This is a genomic window from Chitinophaga terrae (ex Kim and Jung 2007), assembly GCF_900107795.1.
GTDB classification, from domain to species: domain Bacteria; phylum Bacteroidota; class Bacteroidia; order Chitinophagales; family Chitinophagaceae; genus Chitinophaga; species Chitinophaga terrae.
This window is the reverse complement of record NZ_FNRL01000013.1, coordinates 123,568-147,948: the sequence shown is the minus strand read 5'-3', so window position 1 is coordinate 147,948 and position 24,381 is coordinate 123,568. Positions and strand designations below refer to the sequence as shown.

At 46.6% G+C, this 24,381-nt stretch carries 19 protein-coding genes; 5 read left to right on the top strand and 14 right to left on the bottom strand.

All coding sequences use genetic code 11. The features are described 5' to 3' along the window. Both kduI and BLV62_RS15510 read right to left on the bottom strand, forming a co-directional pair. Entirely contained in the window at positions 1-843 is an 843-nt protein-coding gene (gene kduI / locus BLV62_RS15515; RefSeq protein ID WP_089762878.1) for a 5-dehydro-4-deoxy-D-glucuronate isomerase, read from the bottom strand. Positions 844-947: 104 nt separating this feature from the next. Then, a complete protein-coding gene (locus BLV62_RS15510) occupies positions 948-2,897 on the bottom strand; it encodes a heparinase II/III domain-containing protein (protein WP_089762877.1) in 1,950 nt (649 codons plus the stop codon). Positions 2,898-3,123: 226 nt separating this feature from the next. Between BLV62_RS15510 and BLV62_RS15505 the strand changes: the two genes are divergently transcribed. After that, positions 3,124-4,770, top strand: a complete 1,647-nt coding sequence (locus BLV62_RS15505; RefSeq protein ID WP_089762876.1) for a UxaA family hydrolase — start codon at positions 3,124-3,126, stop codon at positions 4,768-4,770. A 212-nt stretch (positions 4,771-4,982) separates the two neighbouring features. Here the strand turns inward: BLV62_RS15505 and BLV62_RS15500 are convergent, their stop codons facing one another. Genes BLV62_RS15500 through BLV62_RS15480 form a run of 5 tightly spaced genes read right to left on the bottom strand, consistent with a single transcriptional unit; the run spans position 4,983 to position 10,866 of the window. Then, a complete protein-coding gene (locus tag BLV62_RS15500; RefSeq protein ID WP_089762875.1) occupies positions 4,983-6,269 on the bottom strand; it encodes an MFS transporter in 1,287 nt (428 codons plus the stop codon). A 34-nt stretch (positions 6,270-6,303) separates the two neighbouring features. Further along, complete coding sequence (locus tag BLV62_RS15495; RefSeq protein ID WP_089762874.1) at positions 6,304-6,966, bottom strand: beta/alpha barrel domain-containing protein; 663 nt, start codon at positions 6,964-6,966, stop codon at positions 6,304-6,306. A gap of 2 nt (positions 6,967-6,968) precedes the next feature. Next, positions 6,969-7,967, bottom strand: coding sequence for a sugar kinase (locus BLV62_RS15490; protein WP_089762873.1), 999 nt, complete (start codon positions 7,965-7,967; stop codon positions 6,969-6,971). After that, a complete protein-coding gene (gene uxaC / locus BLV62_RS15485) occupies positions 7,967-9,361 on the bottom strand; it encodes a glucuronate isomerase (protein ID WP_089762872.1) in 1,395 nt (464 codons plus the stop codon). The genes BLV62_RS15490 and uxaC overlap by 1 nt, the downstream gene beginning before the upstream one ends. An 8-nt stretch (positions 9,362-9,369) precedes the next feature. Beyond that, positions 9,370-10,866 carry a tagaturonate reductase gene (locus BLV62_RS15480; RefSeq protein WP_089762871.1) on the bottom strand — a complete coding sequence of 499 codons (1,497 nt, stop codon included), beginning with the start codon at positions 10,864-10,866 and terminating at the stop codon, positions 9,370-9,372. A gap of 189 nt (positions 10,867-11,055) precedes the next feature. Here BLV62_RS15480 and mnmA point away from each other — a divergent pair, with 189 nt between their 5' ends. Then, entirely contained in the window at positions 11,056-12,162 is a 1,107-nt protein-coding gene (gene mnmA, locus BLV62_RS15475) for a tRNA 2-thiouridine(34) synthase MnmA (RefSeq protein WP_089762870.1), read from the top strand. A gap of 53 nt (positions 12,163-12,215) precedes the next feature. On the opposite strand, the gene BLV62_RS15470 is transcribed toward mnmA, so the two are convergent. Beyond that, a complete protein-coding gene (locus tag BLV62_RS15470) occupies positions 12,216-13,370 on the bottom strand; it encodes an RsmB/NOP family class I SAM-dependent RNA methyltransferase (RefSeq protein ID WP_089762869.1) in 1,155 nt (384 codons plus the stop codon). 230 nt (positions 13,371-13,600) lie between these two features. Between BLV62_RS15470 and BLV62_RS15465 the strand changes: the two genes are divergently transcribed. Next, entirely contained in the window at positions 13,601-13,978 is a 378-nt protein-coding gene (locus BLV62_RS15465) for a hypothetical protein (protein ID WP_089762868.1), read from the top strand. Between the two features lie 432 nt (positions 13,979-14,410). Here the strand turns inward: BLV62_RS15465 and BLV62_RS15455 are convergent, their stop codons facing one another. The 3 genes from BLV62_RS15455 to BLV62_RS15445 form a co-directional block, all read right to left on the bottom strand. After that, positions 14,411-14,830 carry a hypothetical protein gene (locus BLV62_RS15455; RefSeq protein WP_089762866.1) on the bottom strand — a complete coding sequence of 140 codons (420 nt, stop codon included), beginning with the start codon at positions 14,828-14,830 and terminating at the stop codon, positions 14,411-14,413. A gap of 254 nt (positions 14,831-15,084) precedes the next feature. After that, positions 15,085-16,680: a 2-oxoglutarate dehydrogenase complex dihydrolipoyllysine-residue succinyltransferase gene (gene odhB / locus BLV62_RS15450; protein WP_089762865.1), complete on the bottom strand. Its 1,596-nt coding sequence runs from the start codon at positions 16,678-16,680 to the stop codon at positions 15,085-15,087. Positions 16,681-16,758: 78 nt separating this feature from the next. Then, positions 16,759-19,512 (bottom strand): 2-oxoglutarate dehydrogenase E1 component, encoded by a 2,754-nt coding sequence (locus BLV62_RS15445; protein WP_089762864.1) that lies wholly within the window; start codon positions 19,510-19,512, stop codon positions 16,759-16,761. A 245-nt stretch (positions 19,513-19,757) separates the two neighbouring features. Between BLV62_RS15445 and rpsT the strand changes: the two genes are divergently transcribed. Both rpsT and BLV62_RS15435 read left to right on the top strand, forming a co-directional pair. Beyond that, entirely contained in the window at positions 19,758-20,012 is a 255-nt protein-coding gene (rpsT, locus tag BLV62_RS15440; protein WP_089762863.1) for a 30S ribosomal protein S20, read from the top strand. A 76-nt stretch (positions 20,013-20,088) separates the two neighbouring features. Beyond that, complete coding sequence (locus tag BLV62_RS15435) at positions 20,089-21,813, top strand: M14 family metallopeptidase (RefSeq protein ID WP_089762862.1); 1,725 nt, start codon at positions 20,089-20,091, stop codon at positions 21,811-21,813. A gap of 41 nt (positions 21,814-21,854) precedes the next feature. Here BLV62_RS15435 and BLV62_RS15430 read toward each other — a convergent pair whose 3' ends face one another. The 3 genes from BLV62_RS15430 to BLV62_RS15420 are packed head-to-tail and all read right to left on the bottom strand — an operon-like array spanning position 21,855 to position 24,369. Then, the gene (locus tag BLV62_RS15430; RefSeq protein ID WP_168927957.1) at positions 21,855-22,865 is read right to left on the bottom strand and encodes a beta-ketoacyl synthase chain length factor; all 1,011 of its coding nucleotides are present in this window, start codon (positions 22,863-22,865) and stop codon (positions 21,855-21,857) included. Positions 22,866-22,881: 16 nt separating this feature from the next. After that, on the bottom strand, positions 22,882-24,096 hold the full coding sequence (locus BLV62_RS15425) for a beta-ketoacyl-[acyl-carrier-protein] synthase family protein (RefSeq protein ID WP_089762860.1): 1,215 nt from the start codon (positions 24,094-24,096) through the stop codon (positions 22,882-22,884). Positions 24,097-24,111: 15 nt separating this feature from the next. Next, a complete protein-coding gene (locus BLV62_RS15420) occupies positions 24,112-24,369 on the bottom strand; it encodes a phosphopantetheine-binding protein (RefSeq protein ID WP_089762859.1) in 258 nt (85 codons plus the stop codon). Between the last annotated feature and the right edge of the window lie 12 nt (positions 24,370-24,381).

Here is a 24,381-nt window from a genome sequence, read left to right as displayed (position 1 = left end):
TTAACGTAGCTCATTGATACGGCAGTGGTCCATATCCCCGTAGTCGAGATTTTCGCCTGCCATGCCCCAAATAAAGGTGTAGTTGCTGGTACCGGCTCCTGAGTGTACAGACCAGGGCGGAGAGATCACCGCCTGCTCATTCTGCATCCAGATATGCCGTGTTTCCTGCGGCTGCCCCATAAAGTGACAAACGGATTGCCCTTCCGGTACTTCAAAATAAAAGTATACCTCCATTCTCCTGTCGTGCGTATGCGCCGGCATGGTGTTCCATACGCTGCCAGGCTTCAGCTCTGTCATTCCCATCTGCAACTGGCAGGTTTCCAACACGCTGTTCACGAGCAATTTATTGATAGTACGGTGATTGGAAGTTTCCAGCGCGCCCAGGGTCACTACCTCCGCATCCTGTTTGGAAACCTTGCGGGTAGGATAGGTATGGTGCGCAGGCGTACTATTTAAATAGAACCTCGCCGGCTGCTGTTTATCCACACTGTGAAACACTACTTTCTCTACGCCTTTCCCGATATACAAGGCTTCTTTGAAACCAAGCTCGAAACGGGTATTATCCACTTCTACCACACCGGCTCCGCCTACGTTGATAATCCCTAACTCCCTTCTTTCCAGGAAGAAATTGGATTTCAGCGGATCTATAGTTTCAAGCGCAAGCGGCCCCGTAACAGGCATTGCTCCGCCGGCCATGTACCTGTCGTAATGGGAGTATGTCCACCTGCAGGTATCTGGCTCAAATACCCGTTCTATTAAAAATTCCTGTCTTAATTGTGCGGTATCCATCTGCTTTACCGCTGCCGGGCTGTTGGCATATCTTGACTCATACGTGGTATGCATATAATGACCTGTGATTTTTTGAAAATTAGCTGAGTCCCGAAATTAATGCAAACGTTTGCAAAAATCAAGGCATTTTTTCAAAAAGGCTTTGTTAAATACACTGTTTATTTCTTCTTTATCTCGAATAAGATCCTGCTTTTGCCCTTTACAGCCTGGCTTTTAGGCTGCAGCGTTATCCTGTTCACATGGTCGCCCCATACGGGAGAAAGACGCCGGTCTGCTACCTCCTGCCGCTCCACCTGCAATACATAATCGGTGGCATTGTAACTCATTTGCAATGCAACGGAAGCGTCGCGAAGCACAATCTTTCCTGCCTGGCTGGTATCGGGATCTATAGCCGTCATAAAATGCAGTACCGTAGGCGCCTTGTATTCCGTTAGCTCCCATTGATCGTCCAGTTGCAGCGATTCGTGGGACCCGTTAAATGTAAAGGTGCGTTTCCATTGCTTTACAGCGGCCGTAGAAGGATATGCCGCTGCTATATCCATGCTGAGCTGGTTCTTTGAGAAATTCACATCCTTAGCCCGAAACTGCCTGCCGGCTTGCTGTTGTACGCCATTCACTGTAGGACAATTATGCCATTGCGATTGCATAAACCATAACTTATACCTGTCGGCGCTGAATGTCTGCTTCGTATATGTACCAACGCCCACATCAATAATGGCCGGCTTTCCGTTCATATACAGCACAAAATTGCCTACATCGTTATGGTTGTGGCTTTCGGCGTTATGGCCTCCCTGCGCGGCAAAGAAAAGTCCCTCTGGTGTTCCGGCTTTTGACCGCATCGACAAAACCTGCAGATCCGGCAACCAGTTAACGGCTGTAAAAGGCGCCCTGGCGGGAGTAGATAGCCAGGCGCTCCTGTTCTCTAAATTGTAAATAAAGAAGGCGAGAGAAGGGTTTTTGATACTATTGCTGTCCGGGTTTTCCAGCTTAGCCAGGTAGGCGCCAAAGTTTAGCAACAGGCTGTCCCTGAACTGCGTCCCGAACAGGTAAACTGCATGTGGGGGCGGGATGGTCCTGGCAGAAGCGTCAGCGAAGTTCACAAAGCGGTTGCTGTCGACATGCATTTTGTAAATATAGCTGCCGATACGATGAACCAGTTCATTATCAGCCCAGCTTAACCGGGCGCCGGACGCGATATGCAGCCAGTTTACAAACTCTATCAGTTTGCCGCCTGCATGTCCCCAGTACGAAGGGCCTTCGTCGCATCCTCCATCGGCCGGGTAACCGTTCAGGAAGAAATCGGCGCTCCTGATAGTTTTGTCGATCACCTTGTTCCTTGTTGCCTCGTCATTGATGTTAAGCAATGCTACCTGCAGGATGTTGGTGTTAATCCAGATGTTCCAGTTATTCATTTGCCCGCCCTTGAAGCCCATCCACCAGAAATCGTTCCTGGCCAGGAAAGGCTGGATGATACGTTGCTGCAGCTCAAAATCTATACGTTTATTCACCATAGGCGAAACCTTGTCCAGCTCTTTTCGCAACAGGAACTGCGTCCAGCTGATAGTTGAGGCGGTTTCACCTGCAAACAGGTCAACGATAGGCTCCGCAGGATCAGGCAAACCGCTGCCCGCTTTCTGTACGCCGATATGGGCAGGCAATACCCAGGTACTTTCTTCCAGCATCAGCCATAACCCATTCACGATCTGTGGCATGTACTTTCCATTTCCTCCCGCCAGTTCTCCCGCCACCAGGTCTGAAAGTACCTTACGCCTTTGGAACTGGGCGTCTTCATAGTTAATGCGATTCCCATTATCCCGGTATTGCAGGTATACGGAGGCTGTCAGGGAAGGCCAGGTAAAACGCGCCGCTTTGTCGGCAGCCTCCAGCAACGAGGCTTTAACAGCAGGAGGTAATGATTTGATAACATTGGAAATAGCAGCCAGTTTTTGTTCCCTGAAATTGGGAAGGTCTGCAAACGTTTTCTCGGCGCCTGCCCGCTGGTATTCTTTATAAAGGAAGTTCCGGGTCTTATCCTGGCCCCTGGCCCTGTTCCAGGGTGCGGCAAAGAGTAGCAACAACGAGAAAAGGAATGCCTTAGTGCTGTACATATGACAATTATTTTTTAAAACAAGATACTCTTTAAAAGAAGAGATTACATAATTTTTACATTAACGGCAAGCATACATAACTTCTTTACCATAAAGGATTTAAGCCTTATTACAACAGCTACGGCGCCCTGCTTTCAATAGTAATAGAAAAGTAATAGACAAAATCTCATCACAGATTAACATTATAGTATCACCAGCCGGTTGCCATATTTACTACTTTAGCCCTATGAATACTTATCTGCAAATACATCCTGACGACAATGTGCTGGTAGCCTTACAAGACTTACCGGCAGGTATGAATATTTCTCACAACGGGCATAACATCCAATTACAAGAGAACATTGCTGCTAAACATAAATTCCTCATTCAAGACGTAGGGGCCGGCGATCATATCATCATGTATGGCGTACTGGTTGGCAAAGCCAATCAGCCTATTCCCAAAGGCGCCGGTATCAATACCGGGAACGTGGTTCACGATGCAAATTCCTTTCACGAAAAAGACGGGTCAATAGAGTGGAAAGCTCCTGATGTCAGCAAATGGGCCAACAAAACTTTCATGGGTTATCACAGGGCCGACGGCCAGGTAGGTACCCGCAACTACTGGCTGGTTATTCCGCTGGTCTTCTGTGAAAACAGGAACGTAAGCGTGATTAAAACAGCCTTTGAAAAAGGGCTGGGATTTGCGCCCGCAGAAGTGTATAACGAACAGGTGCAGGACCTGGTAGCGCTTTATAAAAAAGGCGACCTGGAAGCAATTAAGAACTACCAGCCGGAGGAATTAACCTCTACGGCTAAACGCAATACAATTTTCCCGAACATCGATGGTATTAAATTCCTCACTCATGAAGGAGGTTGTGGCGGCACCCGGCAGGATTCAGATGCGCTTTGCGCATTGCTGGCCGGTTATATCCATCACTCCAATGTTGCGGGAGCTACCATATTGAGTTTAGGTTGCCAGCATGCCCAGGTATCTATACTGCAACAATCGCTGAAAAAGCTGAACCCTGATTTTAATAAGCCGGTATTGGTATACGAACAACAGAAAAGCGCATCCGAATTTGCCATGCTTTCGGCAGCGATCAAAGATACCTTCCTGGCGCTGACGGAGGCCAATAAGATCAGCAGGCAACCCAGCCCACTGTCTAAACTGGTGATAGGCCTGGAATGCGGCGGTTCCGACGGGTTCTCCGGCATCTCTGCCAACCCGGCTGTAGGCCATACATCCGACTTAGTGGTAGCATTAGGCGGTACTTCCATTTTATCTGAATTCCCTGAATTGTGCGGTGTAGAACAGGAACTGATCAATCGTTGCCAGACCACGGAGATCTCCGATAAATTCATCCGTATCATGCGGGCTTATGAAACACAGGCCCAGTCAGTTGGTTCGGGTTTTTACATGAACCCTTCCCCTGGCAACATCAAAGACGGCCTGATCACCGATGCCATCAAATCGGCTGGTGCAGCCAAGAAAGGCGGTACTTCGCCTGTAACTGATGTTCTTGATTATACAGAATACGTTACCAAACCAGGCTTAAACCTGCTTTGCACTCCGGGCAATGATGTGGAGTCCACCTCCGCCGAAGTTGGGTCCGGTGCAAACGTTGTACTGTTCACTACCGGTTTAGGTACTCCAACCGGCAACCCAATTGCCCCGGTAGTAAAACTGGCCACCAATACCAAACTGGCCACCCGCATGAAAGATATCATCGATATCAACACCGGCACTATTATCAGTGGAGAAAAGAGTATTGAAGAGATGGGAGAAGAAATACTGGAATATGTGATCAAGACTGCCAGCGGGGAAGTATATACGAAAGCTGAGCAGCTGAACCAGGATGACTTTATTCCGTGGAAACGTGGAGTGTCGTTGTAGTTTCACGCGAGGTTTCACGCAAAGACGCAAAAGAAGCAAAGAGGCATAAGATATTATTTTAAGGAAAATAAGAAAGCAAAGGGAGCGAAGACTGTTATGCTATATAACATAATCTTCGCTCCCTTTGCTTTCTTAATTTCCTCAATTATTCTTAATAAAATCCTTATGCCTCTTTGCTTCTTTTGCGTCTTTGCGTGAAACCTCGCGTGAAACTACAATGTGACGCGCTCCATTTTGGGAGCGAACAAATGCATGACGCCCCAGGCCAGTAAATAGGCGACCCCGCACATGGTGAACAGGATGTTGTATCCAACGCCAATGCTGCCCAGTAGCTTGTAGTGGTCTAACATGCTGCCTATTACTATGGGGAATAAGGTACCGCCAATAGATCCGGCCATGCCTCCTATTCCAACTACGGAGCTTACTGCCCGTTTAGGGAACATATCCGATGCTGTGGTAAATATGGTTGCAGACCAGGCCTGGTGAGCCGCGGTGGCAAGGCTGATAAGCGCAATAGCGATCCAAAGATTAGATGTGTATTGGATCAGCATTACCGGTACCACGCAGATAGCGAATATCAGCATGGATGTTTTTCTCGCCTTGAAAACAGGCCATCCCCGTTTGATCAGGTGAGACGATAGCCACCCGCCTCCTATGCTGCCAAAGCTGGTTACAGAGTAGATGATGATAATAGGTAATCCCAGGTTGGATTTCAGATCCATATGAAAGATAGATTCCAGGTAACCTGGCAACCAGAACAGGAAAAACCACCATACAGGGTCTGTCAGCAATTTGCCGAAAACGAATGCATACGTTTGCCTGATACCCAGTAATTTTACCCATTTTACTTTTTGTACAACAACTTCTTCTTCCTCACCGTCGGAATGAATATGATCGTATTCCGCCTTTGTTAATTTCTTATGCTTGCTGGGTATTTCATAATATACCCACCAGAGTACCAACCAGATAAATCCAATGGCGCCTGTCCATACAAATGCGCTTCTCCATCCGTGGTTGCGGGCCAGCCAGTATACCAGTACCGGGCCTACTACTGCTGCAATATTGGAGCCGGAGTTGAATATGCCTGTTGCCAACGCACGTTCTTTCTTAGGGAACCATTCTGCAGTGGCTTTGATAGCAGCAGGAAAGTTGCCTGCCTCGCTTACTCCGAGGATCGATCTTACTATTCCAAATCCCAGGGTGCTGCGCACGATACCATGCGCCATCGCAGAAAAACTCCAAACAGCAATAGATAGTGCATATCCTAATTTAGAGCCTATCCTGTCTATTAAAGCGCCAAAACAGAGCAATCCGATAGAATAGGCCGCAGAAAAGGCCATTACAAGGTTGCTGTAGTCCGTTTCCGTCCAGTTAAATTCGGCTGATAGATCAGTTTTCAGTAATCCTAATACCTGCCTGTCGATATAGTTGATCGTAGTGGCTACAAAAAGGAGCGCGCATACCCGCCACCGGTATTTACCTAAAGTTGTGGAATTCATTTATATCCGTTTGGAATTTATATTAGGCCATAAGTTACTTCATCCCTTTGACAAATGCAAACGATTGCAGTACTTTCTCTTTCAGCGCTCCCCAATCTTTCTTTTCAATAAGGGATTTTGACAGGAGATTAGAACCCATACCAACACAAACAACGCCGGATGCAAACCAGGCCGACATGCTTTCCTCTGTTGGTTCCACGCCGCCTGTAGGCATAAATTTCAATTGAGGAAACAAAGGTTTGATAGCGTTTACATAGCCGGGACCTAACACATTACCCGGGAATAATTTCACCAACTTTGCCTGATGCTTTTCTGCTACTGAAATTTCGGTAGGCGACATACACCCCGGGATCCAGAGAATATCTGCGCTGCGGCAATACTCAGCTGTTGCAGGATCTGTGATAGGGCTTACAATAAAATCCGCCCCCATTCCTGAATAAATTGCCGCATCCTCCGCCCGTTTGATAGTGCCTATCCCCAGGTAGAGGTCTGGCATATCTGTCAGTTTCTTATCTCTCAGGATCGCGAAATTCGGACGTGCATTGGCGCCCCGGCTGGTGAATTCAAAAACTCTCAGCCCTGCATCGTAACATGCCTGCATCACCGCCAGGCAAACGTCTGCATCATCGTGGTAGAACACGGGGATGATACGGCTCTGCTCAAAAGCGGCTATAACGGTATCTGCACTAATAGCCATAACTAAATAAGTTTAAGTATATCGTTTTCAGAAGTGGTATTGAAATCCCCCCTCACAAAAAATTTGGAATAGGCAGCCGCTGCTGCATAAGAAATGATCTCCTGGTCTGTTGCCCCCTTCAGTTGTGCATGGATCAGTCCTGCCATAAAGCTATCCCCGCTCCCTACCCGGTCTGCCACCTCATTGGTTTCATATTCTTTAGAGATACTGATCTCGTTGCTGTTGTTGTAAAAGGCGTAGTAACGGTTATGCGTAGGTCCGTCACTGAACCGGAACGTGAACGCCACTCTCTTGCAACGCGGATAGCGTTTAAGCAGGTCTGCAGATACAACCTCTGCCTGCTGCAGGTATGCTTCCCTGGTATTGGCAGCCAATGCATCAGTATCTAATGGCGTGTCCAACATCATATTAGCCGCCCAGATATTCCCCATGATCACATCGCAATAATTGACCAGCGAAGGCATTACGGCAACAGGATGCTGACCGTATTGCCAAAGCTTGCTCCTGTAATTCAGATCTGTTGAAATGGTCATGCCCAAACGCGATGCCGCTTCCAGTATTTCCTTGCAGATGGTTGCCATGTTCTCATTCAGCGCAGGCGTGATAGCGCTCCAGTGCAACCAGCTGGCATCCCGTAGTAATGACTGCCAGTCGACCGTTCCGGGTGCAATTTTACTGAAGGAAGAATTTGCCCGGTCGTATACTACTTCCGCATGTTTCAGGTCACTTCCCTGCGCCAGGTAATACACGCCTATACGCTCGCCACCGTACAACATCCTGTCGGTGGTAATTCCCCGTTTCTCCAGCTGGGCCGCCACCTCTTTAGACAATCCATTCTCCGGCAGTTTGCTGATATACGCAACTGTTGTTCCCCAACGGGCCAGGGAGGCCGCTACATTCGCCTCCGCTCCGCCAATGAACATGGCGGCGGCATCGTTGGCCAGGTCTGGCGATAGCCGGAACAGGATCTCCCCTAATGTAATTACTTTAACGGGTTTCATTAAAATTCAAAATATGCTTTAGCGTTATAATAGCAAATATCCTGCACCATCTTTCCTAACCAGGCAACATCATTCGGCAATTCTCCTTCTTCCACATCCGTGCCTATAAGATTGCACAAAATGCGCCTGAAATACTCATGTCTTGAATAAGAAAGAAAACTCCGGGAGTCTGTCAGCATTCCTACAAAACGGCTCAGCAAGCCCATATTGCTTAATGCATTCATCTGTTTCTCCATCCCGTCTTTCTGGTCAAGGAACCACCAGCCAGATCCGAACTGTATTTTACCCGGCACTTCTCCATCCTGGAAGTTGCCTGCCATAGTAGCAAACACTTCATTGTACGCAGGGTTCAGGTTATACACGATGGTTTTAGCCAGCCGTTCTTTCTTATCTAATGTATCAAAGAAGCGGCTCATGGCTTCAGCAACCTGCCAGTCGCCAATTGAATCCACTCCTGCATCAGCGCCCAGCCTGGAAAGCAACCTCGAATTATTATTCCTGATAGCGCCTACGTGGAACTGTTGCGCCCATCCGGCCTGGTGATTCCACTCTGCAACTGCAAGCAGCACAGCCGTTTTAAACTGCGCGTTCTCCAATGGATTGGCAGCTTGCTGATTTCTTGCGTTCCTGAATATGTTGTTCAGTTCCTGTGAACTGGCATTGGCGAAATAAAAAGTATTCAGCCCGTGATCGCTAAGCCTGCACCCGGCAGCATGAAAATGATCATGACGCCCTTTCAGCGCCTCGAGCAATTGTTCGAAGCTCTCGATACTGGTATTCGCAACGGCCGATAACTGGTCTGTGAACTGGTTGAAAACCGCCGGGTTATCTACTGCCATTGCCCTGTCGGGGCGGAAAGTAGGAAATACGCTGACGCCAAACGGTTTATTGGCGATATGCTGATGATGGCTCAGATCATCTACCGGGTCGTCGGTTGTGCAGAGCGTTTCTACTTTAAAATGCTGCAACAGGCGTTGGGTGGTGAACTGCGGCAACTGTGCATTGCAGTCGTTATAGATCTTTTCCGCTGTTTTTTCTGACAGCAGCTCTGTTACGCCAAATGGGTTGCGCAATTCCATGTGCGTCCAGTGGTAAAGCGGGTTGCGCATGGTATATGGAGTAGTAGCAGCCCAGTGACGGAATTTCGTATAGTCGTCGGCATTTCCCGTGATATACTCTTCCGCTACGCCATTGGCGCGCATCGCTCTCCATTTATAGTGATCTCCTTTTAACCAGATCTCGTACAGGTTAGCAAACGTTTTATTTTCTGCTATCTGGTCCGGAGGCAGGTGATTATGATAATCGATAATTGGCATATTGGCAGCATAATCGAAATATAATCGTTTAGCCGTTTCCGTTTGCAGTAAAAAGTCTTCTGACAAAAATTGCTTCATAGCGATAATTATTTTAATTCAAGCTGCGATTGAATAAAAGCGGCGACGCCTTTTTCTTTCAGCTCAGACAGGCAGGAAGTTACTTCCGCAACAAAACCCGGAATAGCGGTCAGGTCTGTTTCCCATAAGCGTTTGTCTGCAGCTATCTTAGAAACTAAAGTATGGATATCTGTTGCATTTTGCCAATACTCAGCAAAAATCGCGGCATTATCATCCGTAATAACATATTCGCCGGCCTCCCTGTTCCCATAATATTTTCCATCTTCTTTCCTTCCGGCAGGCCGCAGGAATAATATCATTGCAGCAAAGCCCAGGCTCATATAAGGCGGAACTTTATTAAACTTCTCATGGTACCTCTGGAAGGTTTTAACATTTCTAGCGTTCATTTTGGAACTTTCCTGGAAGGTAATGCTGATCAGTTTATGCTCGATAAAAGGATTGGCGAAACGGTCCAGTACGTCCTGTGCAAACGCCGGGGCGGTAGGACACTCATTTTCTATGGTAGGCAGTATTTCTTCGAGGATCACCTTTTTAAAGAACCTGTTCATGAAAGGGTCTTTCATGCTTTCGTACACGGTATTCAGCCCGCTAAGGAAAGCCAGTGGTACGGAAACTGTATGACTGCCATTCAGGATGCGCAGCTTCTGTTCCCTGTATGGGGTGATGCTTTCGGCTATCAGCATTCTTTCATCTGCCTGGTGAAAAGAAAGTACGGATTTCACCTGTTCGTCGCCCTCGATGGCCCATAACAGGAAAGGTTCTACCTCTATCCAGAGCTGGTCCCTGTACCCCGCCTTTTCTTCCATTTCTGCCAGGTTGCGGGGCTTCCCGGGTACGATCCTGTCGACCAGCGAGTTGCAAAACCTGTTCTCTTTATGAATCCAGTCAGTAAATCCCTGGGGCAATTCGTTGTAAGCGGCTAACTGCAGCACAATCTCTTTCAGCAGCCTGCCGTTGTCTACAACCAGTTCGGTAGGTACGATAACAAAGCCGGTATTGGAGCTTCCTTTGAAGTAATGATAGCGTTCCCACAGCAGGGCCAGGAGTTTGCCGGGAAAGGAGGCCGGAACGCCTTCTTTTATCCGTTCGGGCACATACTGGATACCTACTTCAGTAGTATTTGAAATAATTGTCTGTAAAGCAGGCTGGTGGACGGCTTCCAGGATTTTCTCCCATTCTGCATTCGATTGCAAAACCCTACTAATACTACTGTTAATCAATACATTATCAACCAATTCTCCCTGGGCCACGCCTTTGATATGGGTAGTGAATAGGTTATCCTGTTCTGAAAATTCGCTGGTGCTACCGTCTGTTGATTTAATGACTACAATACGCCCCTTATACGATCCGTTTCGGTTCCCTTTGTCAACCAGGTAGTCGACCAAGCCGCGTAACAGTACGCCTGTTCCGAATTGAAGGATAGTTTCCGGGTAGGAAAAAACGTCTTTGTTAACGTTGGAATCTGTGCTGCGCTGTATATATGCGCTGTTTAAAATTGGTAGCATTCTGATTAATTTATGCTAAAAAGGTGGCTAAAACTAATAAAATATTCTATAAGGGCGTAGGAATTTTTAATATTTTTTAAATATGGAAGATATATCAATAGAATTGATCCTGGTATTGTCAGGATTGATGGGTGGGGTATGGTGATTGGGCGGAATTAACGTAATTTTGCGCTCTTAAACAATTTGAAAATGAGTAAGCACGGTAAGGTGCTGGTAGCCATGAGTGGCGGTATAGACAGCACTGTTACAGCATTAATGTTGCATGAACAGGGTTATGAAGTGGTAGGGATTACCATGAAAACCTGGGATTATGCTTCCGCTGGCTCCAGTAAAAAGGAAACCGGCTGCTGTAACCTGGATTCTTTTAATGATGCCCGCGCAGCAGCGGTGCATCACGGATTTCCGCACTTTGTGCTGGATATTCGCGATGAATTCGGGGATTTCGTTATAAACAACTTCGTGGATGAATACCTTGCAGGTCGAACACCGAACCCTTGTGTGCTGTGCAACACCCATATAAAATGGCGCGCATTGATGAAACGCGCCGACGCCATGGACTGCGAATTCATTGCAACAGGCCACTATGGGCAGATCCGGCAGCACGATAATGGCAGGTATGTGATCAGCAAAGGAATAGACGAGTTAAAAGATCAGAGCTATGTACTTTGGGGTATAGACCAGGATGTTTTGTCACGCACGCTTCTGCCACTAGGTAAGTACCGGAAAACTGAGATCCGCCAGATGGCTTTTGATTTCGGTTATCCTGAACTGGCCAAGAAAGCTGAAAGCTACGAGATATGCTTTGTTCCGGACAACGACTACCGCGGTTTCCTGAAAAGGAAGGTAGATGGGTTGGAAGAAAAAGTAAAAGGCGGAAATTTTGTACTGGCAGATGGCACCATTGTTGGTCAACACAACGGCTACCCGTTCTACACGGTAGGCCAACGTAAAGGACTGATCGCACTGGGCAGGCCCATCTACGTAACAGAGATCATTCCTGAAACCAATACCGTAGTGTTGGGAGATGAAGACGAACTTCAGAAAAGCGAGATGTTTGTAAGCGGTATCAATATGGGTAAATACGAATCTATTCCTGATGGTATGGAAGCCGTAACAAAGATCCGCTATAAAGATAAAGGAGCATTAAGTACTCTCAACAATGTAGATGGCAAGGTTAAAGTTACCTTCTTCGAAAATGTAAAAGGTATTGCCCCCGGCCAGTCAGCTGTGTTCTATGAAGGAGATGATGTAGTGGGCGGCGGTATTATTCAGCGAGGTACTCCTCTTTTCCAATAGAATTAATTTCATAAGATAGATATAAAACTGGTGAGCGTAACTGCTCACCTTTTTTATTGCATGCGCACGGCAAACATGGTATCTGCTCCTTTATCATACCCGGGTATGATCCCACCTTCCTGCTTTCTCAACCCACTGACCTGTTCAATGAATTGTATAACTTCCTCATTCTCCTGTCTGAAAACAGAGCAGGTAATATAGATCAGGACTCCTCCCTTTTTCAGGAAGGGTATCACGTTTTGCACTATACGTTGCTGAAGTTGTTGAAACCTGCCAATTTCCTCTTCTTTAAAAAAGCTAATGCTTTCAGGTGTGCGGCCCCAGGTACCCGACCCGCTGCAGGGCGCATCCAGCAGGATGCCATCGAATTGGCGTTTGCCTAACAGCGTTGGAAGATTACCGGCTGTCAGGTCGGCCACCATTGTATCGTACTGCCTGATGCCGGCAGCAGCGAAACGTTGACGGAGATTCTCCAATATTGATTTCCTGATATCGGAAGCCAGTAATTGTATGCCTGGCTGCTGATCCTTAAGCAAGATGGATTTCCCTCCGCTGGCGGCGCAGCAATCCCACCACTTCTCATCCTTTTGCGGTTTAAACAAAGCGCCTGTAGCCTGGCTGCTGGCGTCCTGTATCTCGTACCAGCTTTTATCCGGCAACAGGGATTCGATCTTTGTACTGTTAGGTAAAGACAGTGTTTGATCACCAATTACATCGTAACTGATCGCTGCATTGTCCAATAAGGCTTTCACTTTATTTAACCTGTTACCCCGAACGCGGATGAATAGGCGGGGCTGTTTTAGCAGCGCCGTCGTAAAAGCGCCGGCATCCACATCGGCCGACAGCGCTCTGGTCCAGGGGAAAAGCTGTTCAGGGGTAATCGACCCGGGCAGCAACTGCATCTTCTCGTTAAGTGGTAAAGTAACCTGGTCGTTTAAGTTGCTGTTGATTGCCCTGAGAAAATCGTTGTCTGAAGTATTACAGAGAAAAACACCTGAGATGATCCGCTCCTTAACAGGCATGTCTTTTCCCCAATGTCCCAGCCGGAAATACTCGTAAACCAGTTGCGACACCCAACGCCTGTCTCTCCCTCCCATGTAAGGATGTTCCTTAAAAAAAGATTTCAGGAAATGATGTAGCGGCAAGCTACCATTATAAGTAGTGATGATCTTTTCTGCTGCTGATAGATAATTTTCCCACCGGGTCATACGCGAAGATAGTCAAATACAACTAGTTGGTTATTTAAACACCGGGAATATTGTATAACTTAGCTACTGCTGTAAAACTACAGCTAGTTGTTTACCCGTTGATAACCAGGAGAAGCAGAAATTAACCAATATCCCATTCGCATAATAGCAGCAGAGATATAAACATTGTCAATCAGCTACTGGTCATCAAACGCGCTAATAATATATAGTTATTTTACAAAGTGTTTTTTATGAAGCTATACCTCTGGGGTGGTATAATATTAGTATTTACTTCATTGTTTTTTTCTGTCATCAATTATCGGGAATATGTAGTGGAGCGGGATGGAGTGGTAGTAGATATGCAAATAGCCAAAATGCCTGAAAAGTGTAAGGGAATCAGGCTTTCACGTTATGCACAATTTTACTTTGAAGGTAAGACTTATACCAAGCAGGTTAAAAGTACCTTCTGTGAGCATCACAGGCTGGGAGAAACAGTTGCCCTTAAATACCTGCCGGAAGCTGATTTTGTCATGTTCCCTTCGGAAACAGTGGTACCAGCGTTTTATTTGCTCGCGTTAAGTTTGGCGGCGGGGATCTATGGAGTGGTGGTTTATTTTAGGAGAAGGTAAATTGACAAGTCTTCGTCGCGTTGATAATACCGGAGTGCAATAATCTTGACTGTTTGTTTGCGATGGCTTTGGGTTGGTTGGATTAATTTAGTTTATCTCAGGATTTTTGAAATTCAAATTTATTTGAGATATCGTGTACAACTAAGGCATCATTATCCTTTTCCTTTTTATAAAGTTCAAAACACGCTCTTTCCTCATCACGTGAAAGATCAGATTTACCAAACTTGCCGGTCTTTGGATAAAAAGCAAGAATTGTAATTCGTTGATTTTTCCTGTCAGCAAGAAAATAAATTCTATATCCTCCGCTTTTACCACCGCCTCACACAAATCCTCACAACATTTTGAATGGCTATTTGTTTTCTTTAGTTTTTCTATTCCAGCTCTAACGGAGGAAATAGTGTAATAAGAGGTCAATGGATTACTAATTAATAATTAAAAAATAAATGACGAATAATCATCGCTATTTCTCACTTTATATCTGGCAAGATCGCCGATAATTTCAAAAAGTCCATCCACCTCTTGTTCAAACTGCTGTAAAGGTTCTCTGACGTATTTATAAATTTCCGGGATATCAAGCGTCGCCTTTACAAGTTTATTTGCAATGGAGAAAACGGGAAAAGCTTTAGCAATGAGCTTTTCGGCCGCCTCCATATTAATAACAGCAAACATTGATTCAATGTGATCGGTAAGTGATACAAGGTTAGAAGACATTTCAATAAAACTTTGGCGGATCTCCAAAATAATATCAAGATGCTCATCTGATCCTATTACTAACTTCTCCGTATGTTCAATAGACGATAATGTCGAATCAATTTCCTGCACGATTTCTGGCGAAAGTGTATTTGTGCACATAATAAGTAAAATTAGATAAAGCTTACCGGCCTTGGCCGAATAGGGTTAAACAATGTCGTAATTAGGATAATTTTAATTGTATTCAAACGAACCTGCTAGTTATAAACAGCACAGTTCTTCCGACCATTGGTAATGAAATAGCAAAAGTTATTCATAATCAAAAAATTAAATATTCTGCATAGCACTCATCCTTAATAAAAGAGAGGTTGCCGAATAATATTCCACAACCTCTCTTTTATTTTATAATCAGCTTATTACAATTTCAGTAACGCTTTCAGCGGATCTTTACCGAACAACAGTTGTTCCGGATTTTCCAGCATTTCTTTCACCCTTACCAGGAAGCTAACCGACTCACGACCATCGATGATACGGTGATCATAGCTCAGGGCAATGTACATCATCGGGCGGATCACTACCTGTCCGTTAATAGCCATCGGGCGGTCCTGGATCTTATGCATACCCAGGATAGCCGATTGAGGAATGTTAATGATAGGAGTGCTCATTAAAGAACCGAACACGCCACCGTTTGTAATGGTGAAGGTTCCTCCGGTCATTTCCTCCATAGATAATTTATTGTCTCTTGCTTTGGTTGCCAAGGTCAATACTGCTTTTTCTATACCTGCCATATCCAGGCTCTCTGCATTACGGATAACCGGTACTACCAGTCCTTTCGGTGCAGAAACGGCGATGGAGATATCACAGTAGTCGTGGTATACCAGTTCTTCGCCGTCGATATACGCGTTTACTGCCGGGAACTCCTGCAATGCGAAACAAACTGCTTTTGTGAAGAAGCTCATGAAGCCCAGGTTCACATCATGTTGTTTTTTGAACAGCTCTTTGTATTTCGCACGTAAAGCCATGATTTCGGTCATGTCTACCTCGTTGAAGGTAGTCAGCATGGCGGTAGTATTTTTAGCTTCCACCAGGCGACGTGAAACCGTTTTACGCAGGTTGCTCATTTTCTCGCGGCGTTCGTTGCGGCTGAACATTTCCTGGCCGATAGCTACGCCTGGGTTTTGCAGGGCAGCATATACATCGTCTTTCAGGATCTTGCCGTGTGCGCCGCTGCCTTTGATGCTGGTAGGGTCTACGTGTTTGTCGGCCAGTACCGCAGCAGCAACCGGGGTTGCTTTTATATCATTAGGAATGCTTGTAACAGGCGCCTGTTGTGCCTGTGGCGCTGCCTGCGAAGGCGCGGCCGGAGCGGCAGCAGGAGCTGCTTTACCAGCAGGGCGTGGAGCGCTGGTATCGATCTTACAAGCTACATCACCTATTTTTAACGTATCGCCTGGTTTGGCAACAGTGATCAGCACACCAGCTTCTTCTGCATTCAGTTCGAAGGTTGCTTTTTCTGATTCCAGTTCACAAACTACTTCATCGCGCTCAACATAATCACCATCATTCTTCAACCATTGTATTAAAGTCACCTCGCTGATAGACTCTCCGACAGTCGGCACTTTCATTTCAATGGTCCCTTTATTGACAGCCGGAGCGGCAGGCGCAGTTTCAGCGGCAGGCGCGGCAGCGGCAGCAGGAGCAGCAGCCGGGGCGCTTGCAGATGCAGCAGGAGCAGCAGCCGGGGCGCTTGCAGATGCAGCAGGTGCTGCGGCGTCAGTATCAATTGTGCAGGCTACATCACCGATCTTTAAAGTTGCACCTTCCTGTGCATTGGGGGCTATCTTCAGGATACCCGCCTTTTCTGCATTCAATTCGAAGGTGGCCTTTTCAGATTCCATTTCGCACAATACCTCGTCCTGTTGTACATAGTCTCCGTCTTTCTTCAACCACTTCGCAATTGTTACCTCGCTAATAGATTCTCCTACCGTAGGGACTTTGATTTCGATAACCATATTTAATCAGTTGATGGTGATACCAGCTTTTAGCATACACATAAAACCTGGTTATTTCTGTTTATAGTTTCAATTTTTTTAGATGTTAAATGCCGTATCAATGATCTGTTGCTGCTCGCGGGCATGCACTTTGGCGTAGCCTGTAGCAGTAGAAGCGCTTGGATTGCGGCTGATAACACCGTAGTTGATCTGTTTCAGGTTCATTTGCAGGTAAGACGCAGCTCCCATGTTCAATGGCTCTTCCTGTACCCAGAAGAAGGTAGCGCCTTTATATTTCTGCGCAATCGCTTCCAGTTGTTTAACAGGCAGTGGATAAAGCTGTTCCAGTCTTACAATCGCAACATCTTTACGATCATCTTTTACCTGTTTATCGCTCAGGTCAAAATACATTTTACCTGTACAGAGCAATACTTTCTTCACTAAGCTGGCATCTTCAATGAATGGATCATCCAACACCTCCTTGAATCCGCCCTGTGTAAATTCTGCCATGGAAGAATAAGCTCCGGCATGGCGCAGGTTAGCTTTAGGAGAGAAGTTGATCAATGGTTTGCGGAAAGGCCAGGTAAGCTGGCGGCGCAAAGCATGGAAGAAGTTAGCGGCGGTAGTGATATTGGTGATAACCATATTCTCTTCAGCACACTGTTGCAGGAAGCGTTCCGGACGGGCGTTGGAGTGGTCTGGTCCTCCTCCTTCATAACCGTGCGGCAATAACATAACCAGGCCGTTCTGAGTGGTCCACTTCTGTTCTGCACTTGTCACATACTGATCGATCACTGTTTGAGCGCCGTTCACGAAGTCGCCGTATTGCGCTTCCCAAAGCACCAGGCTATTCGGGTTAGCCATTGCATAGCCATATTCAAAGCCCAGTACGCCGTATTCGCTCAGCAGTGAGTTATATATCCTGAATTTACCTTGTTTTTCCTGCAAATCGCCCAGGCGGTTATATGTTTCGTTGGTATTCTCGTCGAACAGCACAGCATGACGGTGAGAGAAAGTTCCGCGTTTAACGTCTTCTCCACTCATTCTTACATCCTTTCCTTCGATCAGCAAACTGGCGTAAGCCAGCAGTTCGCCGGTAGCCCAATCTACTTTCCCTTCTTCCTGGTATAATTTAACCTTGTCTTGCAGCAGCTTGCTCACTTTACGCAGCGGAACGAAGTTTTCAGGCCATTTCATCAGGGCATCGAACAGGCGTTTGAAGTCTTCTTCCTTGATAGCGGTAACGGGGGAGGATTCAAAATCCTGCGGCGTAGCCTTGCGTAATGCCTGCCACCATTCTTCCGGTTTCTGGTTGGAATAAGGAAGCGGCTTTTGTTTTACTTCATCCAAACGCGCCTGCAGTTCATCCCAGAACACTTTCTCCATTTCCTTAGCCAGCGCCTGTGCATCCTGTTCGCCGTTGTTCAGCAGGAACTGGGTATATACTTCGCGTGGATTTGCATGTTTCTCGATCAGGGCATACAGGCTAGGCTGGGTGAACTTAGGTTCATCCCCTTCGTTATGTCCGTGTTTGCGGTAGCAAACCATATCGATAAACACATCTTCATTGAACTCTTGGCGGTAACGTGCAGCCAGTTGCGCTACTTTTACTACAGCCTCTGCATCGTCCCCGTTTACGTGGAATGCAGGCGCCTGTACGATAGAAGCTACGCTGGTGCAGTAGTCAGAAGATCTTGCGTCGTCAAAATCGGTAGTAAAACCAATCTGGTTATTGATCACAAAGTGAATGGTACCACCTACGTAGTAGCCTTTCAGTTTGCTCATTTGTTCAACTTCGTATACGATACCCTGGCCGGCAACAGCGGCATCACCGTGGATCAGGATAGGCAGGATCTTATCGTAGTCGCTGTCATAGATCACATCTGCTTTACTGCGGGCGAAACCTACCACGATAGGATCCACTACTTCCAGGTGAGAAGGGTTAGGCATCAGCTGCAGGTTAATCACTTTACCATTCGGAGTAGTGACCTGCGAACGGAAACCAAGGTGATATTTTACGTCGCCGCTTCCCATCGTCATATCCGGTACGGCAAGGCCTTCAAATTCGTTGAAGATCTGCTCGTAGGTTTTACCCAGGATATTGGCAAGCACGTTCAGACGGCCGCGGTGAGCCATACCGATCACTGATTCCTGTACGCCGTAATCTGCGGCTACAGTGAGCATCGCGTCTAAAGCCGGGATAGTGGATTCTCCACCTTCGAGGCCGAAACGTTTTTGCCCGATATATTTTGTGTGTAAGAACTTTTCGAAAATAACGCCCTGGTTAAGTTTCAGCAGGATCCGGCGGCGTTGATCCAATGACAGGGGTTCTGTCATGATCTTTTCGAATTCTCTTTCCAGCCATTTAGCTTTATCGCGGGAGTTGATATAAGTGTATTGGATACCTACAGAACCGGTGTAGATCTTTTTCAGGTGAGCCACGATGTTTTCCAAAGTGGATTTTCCTAAACCGATTGCAGTACCAGCATAAAATTCAGTTTTGAGATCAGCATCATTCAAACCATAACTGCCGAGGTCAAGATTTGCCTTTCGGTCTTTTCTTTCACGGATAGGATTGGTTTTTGCGACTAAATGGCCCTTTTTGCGATACGCCTGTATTAGGCGGTATACGCCCAGTTCTTTCGCCAACTGGTCGTCGCTCACTGGCAGAGAGGTGCTGCCGCCTGCTGGAGGCCCGCCGGCCTTGCCATTTACATTGGAAACTGCAAAGTCAAATCCTTCAAAAAATTTTACCCAATCCGGGTCCACAGAATTGGGATCTTTGCGGAAATCCTGGTATAACGATTCAATGTAAGCAGGATGTGAGTTGGTGACGAATGAGAAGTCCTTCATTTACAACGAGTTTTGCTGATCTTCAGTTCAAATACTTTTCTTCAGTGTTCCTATATATATTAATATATGGGATTGCAAATATCGCTCGTTTTTCAATACGTAGGATCGAAAAAATCAGAAAAAAATCAACCAATTATCTGTGATAAAAGGAGCTTATATTTGCAGTTCGACGGAAAACTTACATTAAGTTTGTTTTGTAAAAGGAATATCTTTACCTTTGCCGTCCGAAACTTGAAATTTGAAAAATGGCAAACCATAAAGCAACGAAAAAAGACGTACGTCAAAGCAGAAAACGTAATGAGCGTAACCGTTACTACGGTAAAACCACCCGTAACGCCATCCGTGACCTGAAAGCCGTAACTGATAAGGCAACAGCGCAGAAGGATTTAGCTGAGGTAGAATCCATGATCGACAAACTGGCTAAACGTAACGTTATTCACAAAAACAAAGCAGCTAATCTGAAAAGCAAGCTGGCTAAGAGAATCGCTTCTCTGGCTTAATTGCTTCAGTAACAATATTTACAGCTCTTCCTTAGGCAGGAAGGGCTTTTTGTTTTTCTATCAACTTTTTGTGAAAATGAGAAAACTTTGCCTGCTCCTGGCAGTGCTGTTCCCCCTGCTTGCAACAGCCCAAGATCTGACTACCCGCTACGAGAAAACCAATGGCGAACAAACCGCTACCTACCAGGAAGTGATAGCCTACTACCAAATGCTCGCCAAACGCTTCCCACAGATCCATCTCCAAACCATAGGAAATACCGACGCCGGCTTCCCCCTGCACCTGGTCACCTATTCCCCCTCCCGGAACTTCAATTACCAGCAATTAAGGGCGCAAAACAAACGCATTATCCTTATCAACAACGGCATCCACCCCGGCGAACCGGATGGCATAGACGCCAGCATGATGCTGATCCGCGACCTGGCCCTGAAACGCATTACATTACCCGATAATATCATCCTGGCCCTGATCCCTGTCTACAACATCGGCGGCGCACTCAATCGCTCTCCCTATTACCGCGTAGACCAAAACGGACCCGATGCCTTCGGCTCCAGGGGAAACGCACAAAACCTGGACCTGAACCGCGATTTCATTAAGGCCGATTCCAGGAACGCCCTGGCATTCCAGCAAATATACCACCTCACCGATCCGGACGTCTTTATCGACAACCATGTAAGCAATGGAGCTGACTATCAACATATTATGACTCTATTAGCTACTCAGCATAACAAACTGGGCGGCCCCATGGGCGATTTTCTTCATAAAACCTTCGAACCAGGGCTTTATAACCTCATGAAAACCAAAGGGTACGACCTCGTCCCCTATGTAAATCATTTTGGTTCTACACCCGACAGCGGCTGGACAGAGTTTGCCGATGGTCCCCGTTACTCCTCCGGGTACACTACCCTCTTCCATACCTTCGGCTTCGTTCCTGAAACTCATATGCTTAAACCCTACCCTCAACGGGTGAAAGCTACCTATGCGCTGATGGAATGTTTTATAAAATTCACTTCCGAACACAGCGAAGAAATTAAGCGCCTGAGAGAAGCGGCAAAACAGGCTGTCTGCACCCAGGAACGTTTCCCCCTTTCCTGGAACGTGGATAGATCAGTACATGATTCCATCGTTTTCAGGGGATATACCGCCGGGTATAAACCCAGCGCCATATCAGGGCAACCCCGCCTGTATTACGACCGCTCGGCCCCTTATGTGAAAAAAGTAAAATTCCTGAATACCTACACCGCCGAAAACTTCGTAAAAAAACCTGCTGCCTATATCATACCTCAAGGCTGGTGGGCAGTTATTGATCGTTTAAAGAACAACCAGGTACAATATGTTACCCTGAAAAAAGACACTACGATCGAAGTAGAAGTATACAAGATCACGGAGTATCAGTCTTACAATAAACCTTTCGAAAAACATTACCTGCATACCAACGTAAAGGTAAGCAGCAGTAAAGACAGCATCCGTTTCAGGAAAGGAGATATCTACATCCCCATGAACCAAACGGCTAACCGCTACCTCATGGAAGTACTTGAACCTACGGCTCCTGACTCTTACTTCGCCTGGAATTTCTTTGACACCATATTAGGCCAGAAAGAAGGCTACAGCCCTTATGTGTTTGAAGATACCGGGGCAGAATGGTTGTCTCACCATCCGGAAGTAAAACAACGGCTGGAGCAGAAGAAAGCTGCTGATTCAGCATTTGCAAAAAGCGGAAGTGCGCAGTTGGAGTTTATTTTCTTGAATTCTCCATATGCGGAGCCGGAGTATATGAGGTACCCGGTGTATAGGGTGTTGTAAGAACCTGGCGGCTCTTTTAATTACGTTAGGAAAGCATCATCCTACACCCTCTCCAGCATGATCAACACATGCTGTTCTCCATAAAAATGATTATATAAAAGCAGCCTGTTAACAGGCTTGGCTATCGGCTGCCCGATCCATGCCTGCGGCAACTCCTGCGCACGAAGCAAATGCGCCCCTAACCACATACCAAATGCACTGGCAGTATCATATTCGCCACATAGCTGTTTAAACGGGATCTGTGGCGTGTTTCCAAAATATTTTTCCACGGTATCATAAAAATGATCAAACCTGCTATCCCCATTTCTGCCTGTGATCACAGCGTCGACAGCTGGTGCAAACGTTTGGAGGGCCGACAATAATTTCTCTGTTGCAGGCTTATATAAGAGCTTTAACCCTGTTATGGATGCATAGCTTTTTTCTGTAGGCTGGTTCGTCAGCATAAAGAAAGCAGCGCCTTCCCCGGCGACAGAGCCCGGAGAATGATGGGAAAGCAGCTCGCGGCTATCGATCTGCTCTTCTTTCCAGAACCCGATCCTGCTTTTAATGTAGAAATGCTCCCGGGTGATCTCTTCGAAAGCGCCTGTCAGCACATGATCTTCGCCTTCCTGTAACAACATCATGCTGTCCAGCAACGCATTTTCAAACGAGAACCCGCGATGCACAAAAGTGTTGTTGTAAGCAGTACACTTCTGTTGCAGGGCGATCAGGCCGTTTACGGAGTTATAGGTCGACTGGATGAACGGAGTTGGATTTAATGCTGTTTCCTTGTAAGTAACTATTTCTTTCAGGAACTTTTCAGTATCCTGCAAACTTCCTTTACCTGTGCCTGTAACGATAGGTCCTGAAACCTTGATCCCGCTATCGGCAATACACTTCAACGACGCCGCCAGTCCCATTTTCAGGACGCGTGACATCCTGCGCAGGCTGTTGGCCGGAATGAAAGGTTTGTAATCAGGTTCCAGGCAGGGAAGCAGGTTGGTAGTAGAAAACGAGATAGGGGAAGAAAAACAATTCTCTTCAAACGTTGGCTGCGGCGAAATAGCTGCCATTCCTTGTATGTAACACTTACCCTTCATATTTGCTGATCACAAGAGAGGCATTATTCCCCCCAAAGCCAAAAGAATTTGAAATAACATGATTGATGGCAACTCCCTGCATCAGGGTTGTTACCGGGGTGATCTGCAACTCCTCCATCTTTTCGGAGAAATTGAGATTAGGGTAGATAAGCCCTTCCCTGATGGCCAGCAAAGCGTAGATCGCTTCAATAGCGCCGGCAGCGGCCAGCGTATGACCAGTGAACGGCTTCGTGGAACTGAATGGCGGAACATCTGTTCCAAACAATCTTTCCAACGCTTTGCCTTCGGAAATATCATTATTCAGCGTAGCCGTACCATGCACATTGATGTAGGAAACATCTTCCCGTGCAATACCGCTCATTTCCATCGCCTTGCGCATAGCGTCGAAAGCGCCGTCGCCATCCGGGGATGGAGATGTAGGATGAAATGCCTCATTAGTATTGCAGTAACCGGAAAGTTCTCCCAGTATCCGGCTGTTATTGGCTTTTGCAAAAGATTCGGATTCCAGCACCAGGTAAGCGGCGCCCTCTCCCAGGTTCAGACCTGTTCTCTGCTGATCGAATGGCCGGCAGAACTGTTTATCCACATTCTTCAGCGAATTGAACCCGTTCAGCGTAAAACGGGTCAGCGCTTCCGTTCCTCCGCAAACCATGCGGGAATACAAGCCCTGCTTGATCATGCGCGCTCCAAACATCAGCGCATTAGCTGATGATGAACAGGCTGTACTGATTGTGGCAATATGATCGCTGAATCCAACTATATCGGCTATACGTTGCGTACAGTCGGCACAGTCGAGCGTATCTATGTATTGAAGAAATGATCCTTCTTTTCCGGGGTCAATGATATCAAAATATACCCGTTCGGTATCGCACATTCCCCCTACCGTACTGGCATTGATAAAGCCTGCGGGCACAGAGTTCAATTCGCTGATCCCTGCATCTTCCAACGCTTCGCGCATGGCAATGAGTCCTAACAGGGTAGTACGGGTCAGCCCTTCCTGCGGCGGAAGCCCAGCCAGCTGAAACAACGACTCGTTCGCGTGTTTTACCTCTCCTACCGGCAATACATCTTTGTAAATAGTATCGATATAACGGGTATACCCCAAGCCGCTTTGCTGCGCTAAAAGTTGCTGCAAATTTTCGGTAACATTATCACCAATGGCGGTGATCATCCCTACGCCTGTTATAAACACTCTTTCCGCCATGAACTTCGCTTAAACTTATGCTGGCTGTTTTGACTGGATAAAATCGGCCATAGACTGAACAGATTGCAGGATCTTGCGTCCTTCCCTCGGATCTTCTACTTTGATGTGATATTGTCTTTCCAGCAATACCATCAATTCAAGGGAGTCGATACTGTCGAGGCCCAATCCTTCACCAAACAGGGGCGCGTTGTCGTCAATATCTTCCGGCTTGGTGTCCTGAAGGTTAAGCGCTTCGATGATTTGTTCTTTCAGTTTTGTTTTTAAATCTTCCATAATGATGTTGTA

Coding starts and splice junctions, on each gene's coding strand:
- BLV62_RS15420 (WP_089762859.1), bottom strand. CDS start 24,369: ATGGAAGATTTAAAAACAAAACTGAAAGAACAAATCATCGAAGCGCTT.
- BLV62_RS15500 (WP_089762875.1), bottom strand. CDS start 6,269: ATGAATTCCACAACTTTAGGTAAATACCGGTGGCGGGTATGCGCGCTC.
- kduI (WP_089762878.1), bottom strand. CDS start 843: ATGCATACCACGTATGAGTCAAGATATGCCAACAGCCCGGCAGCGGTA.
- BLV62_RS15465 (WP_089762868.1), top strand. CDS start 13,601: ATGAAGCTATACCTCTGGGGTGGTATAATATTAGTATTTACTTCATTG.
- BLV62_RS15430 (WP_168927957.1), bottom strand. CDS start 22,865: ATGGCAGCTATTTCGCCGCAGCCAACGTTTGAAGAGAATTGTTTTTCT.
- odhB (WP_089762865.1), bottom strand. CDS start 16,680: ATGGTTATCGAAATCAAAGTCCCTACGGTAGGAGAATCTATTAGCGAG.
- BLV62_RS15455 (WP_089762866.1), bottom strand. CDS start 14,830: ATGTGCACAAATACACTTTCGCCAGAAATCGTGCAGGAAATTGATTCG.
- BLV62_RS15510 (WP_089762877.1), bottom strand. CDS start 2,897: ATGTACAGCACTAAGGCATTCCTTTTCTCGTTGTTGCTACTCTTTGCC.
- BLV62_RS15495 (WP_089762874.1), bottom strand. CDS start 6,966: ATGGCTATTAGTGCAGATACCGTTATAGCCGCTTTTGAGCAGAGCCGT.
- BLV62_RS15490 (WP_089762873.1), bottom strand. CDS start 7,967: ATGAAACCCGTTAAAGTAATTACATTAGGGGAGATCCTGTTCCGGCTA.
- BLV62_RS15425 (WP_089762860.1), bottom strand. CDS start 24,096: ATGGCGGAAAGAGTGTTTATAACAGGCGTAGGGATGATCACCGCCATT.
- rpsT (WP_089762863.1), top strand. CDS start 19,758: ATGGCAAACCATAAAGCAACGAAAAAAGACGTACGTCAAAGCAGAAAA.
- uxaC (WP_089762872.1), bottom strand. CDS start 9,361: ATGAAGCAATTTTTGTCAGAAGACTTTTTACTGCAAACGGAAACGGCT.
- BLV62_RS15445 (WP_089762864.1), bottom strand. CDS start 19,512: ATGAAGGACTTCTCATTCGTCACCAACTCACATCCTGCTTACATTGAA.
- BLV62_RS15470 (WP_089762869.1), bottom strand. CDS start 13,370: ATGACCCGGTGGGAAAATTATCTATCAGCAGCAGAAAAGATCATCACT.
- BLV62_RS15480 (WP_089762871.1), bottom strand. CDS start 10,866: ATGCTACCAATTTTAAACAGCGCATATATACAGCGCAGCACAGATTCC.
- mnmA (WP_089762870.1), top strand. CDS start 11,056: ATGAGTAAGCACGGTAAGGTGCTGGTAGCCATGAGTGGCGGTATAGAC.
- BLV62_RS15505 (WP_089762876.1), top strand. CDS start 3,124: ATGAATACTTATCTGCAAATACATCCTGACGACAATGTGCTGGTAGCC.
- BLV62_RS15435 (WP_089762862.1), top strand. CDS start 20,089: ATGAGAAAACTTTGCCTGCTCCTGGCAGTGCTGTTCCCCCTGCTTGCA.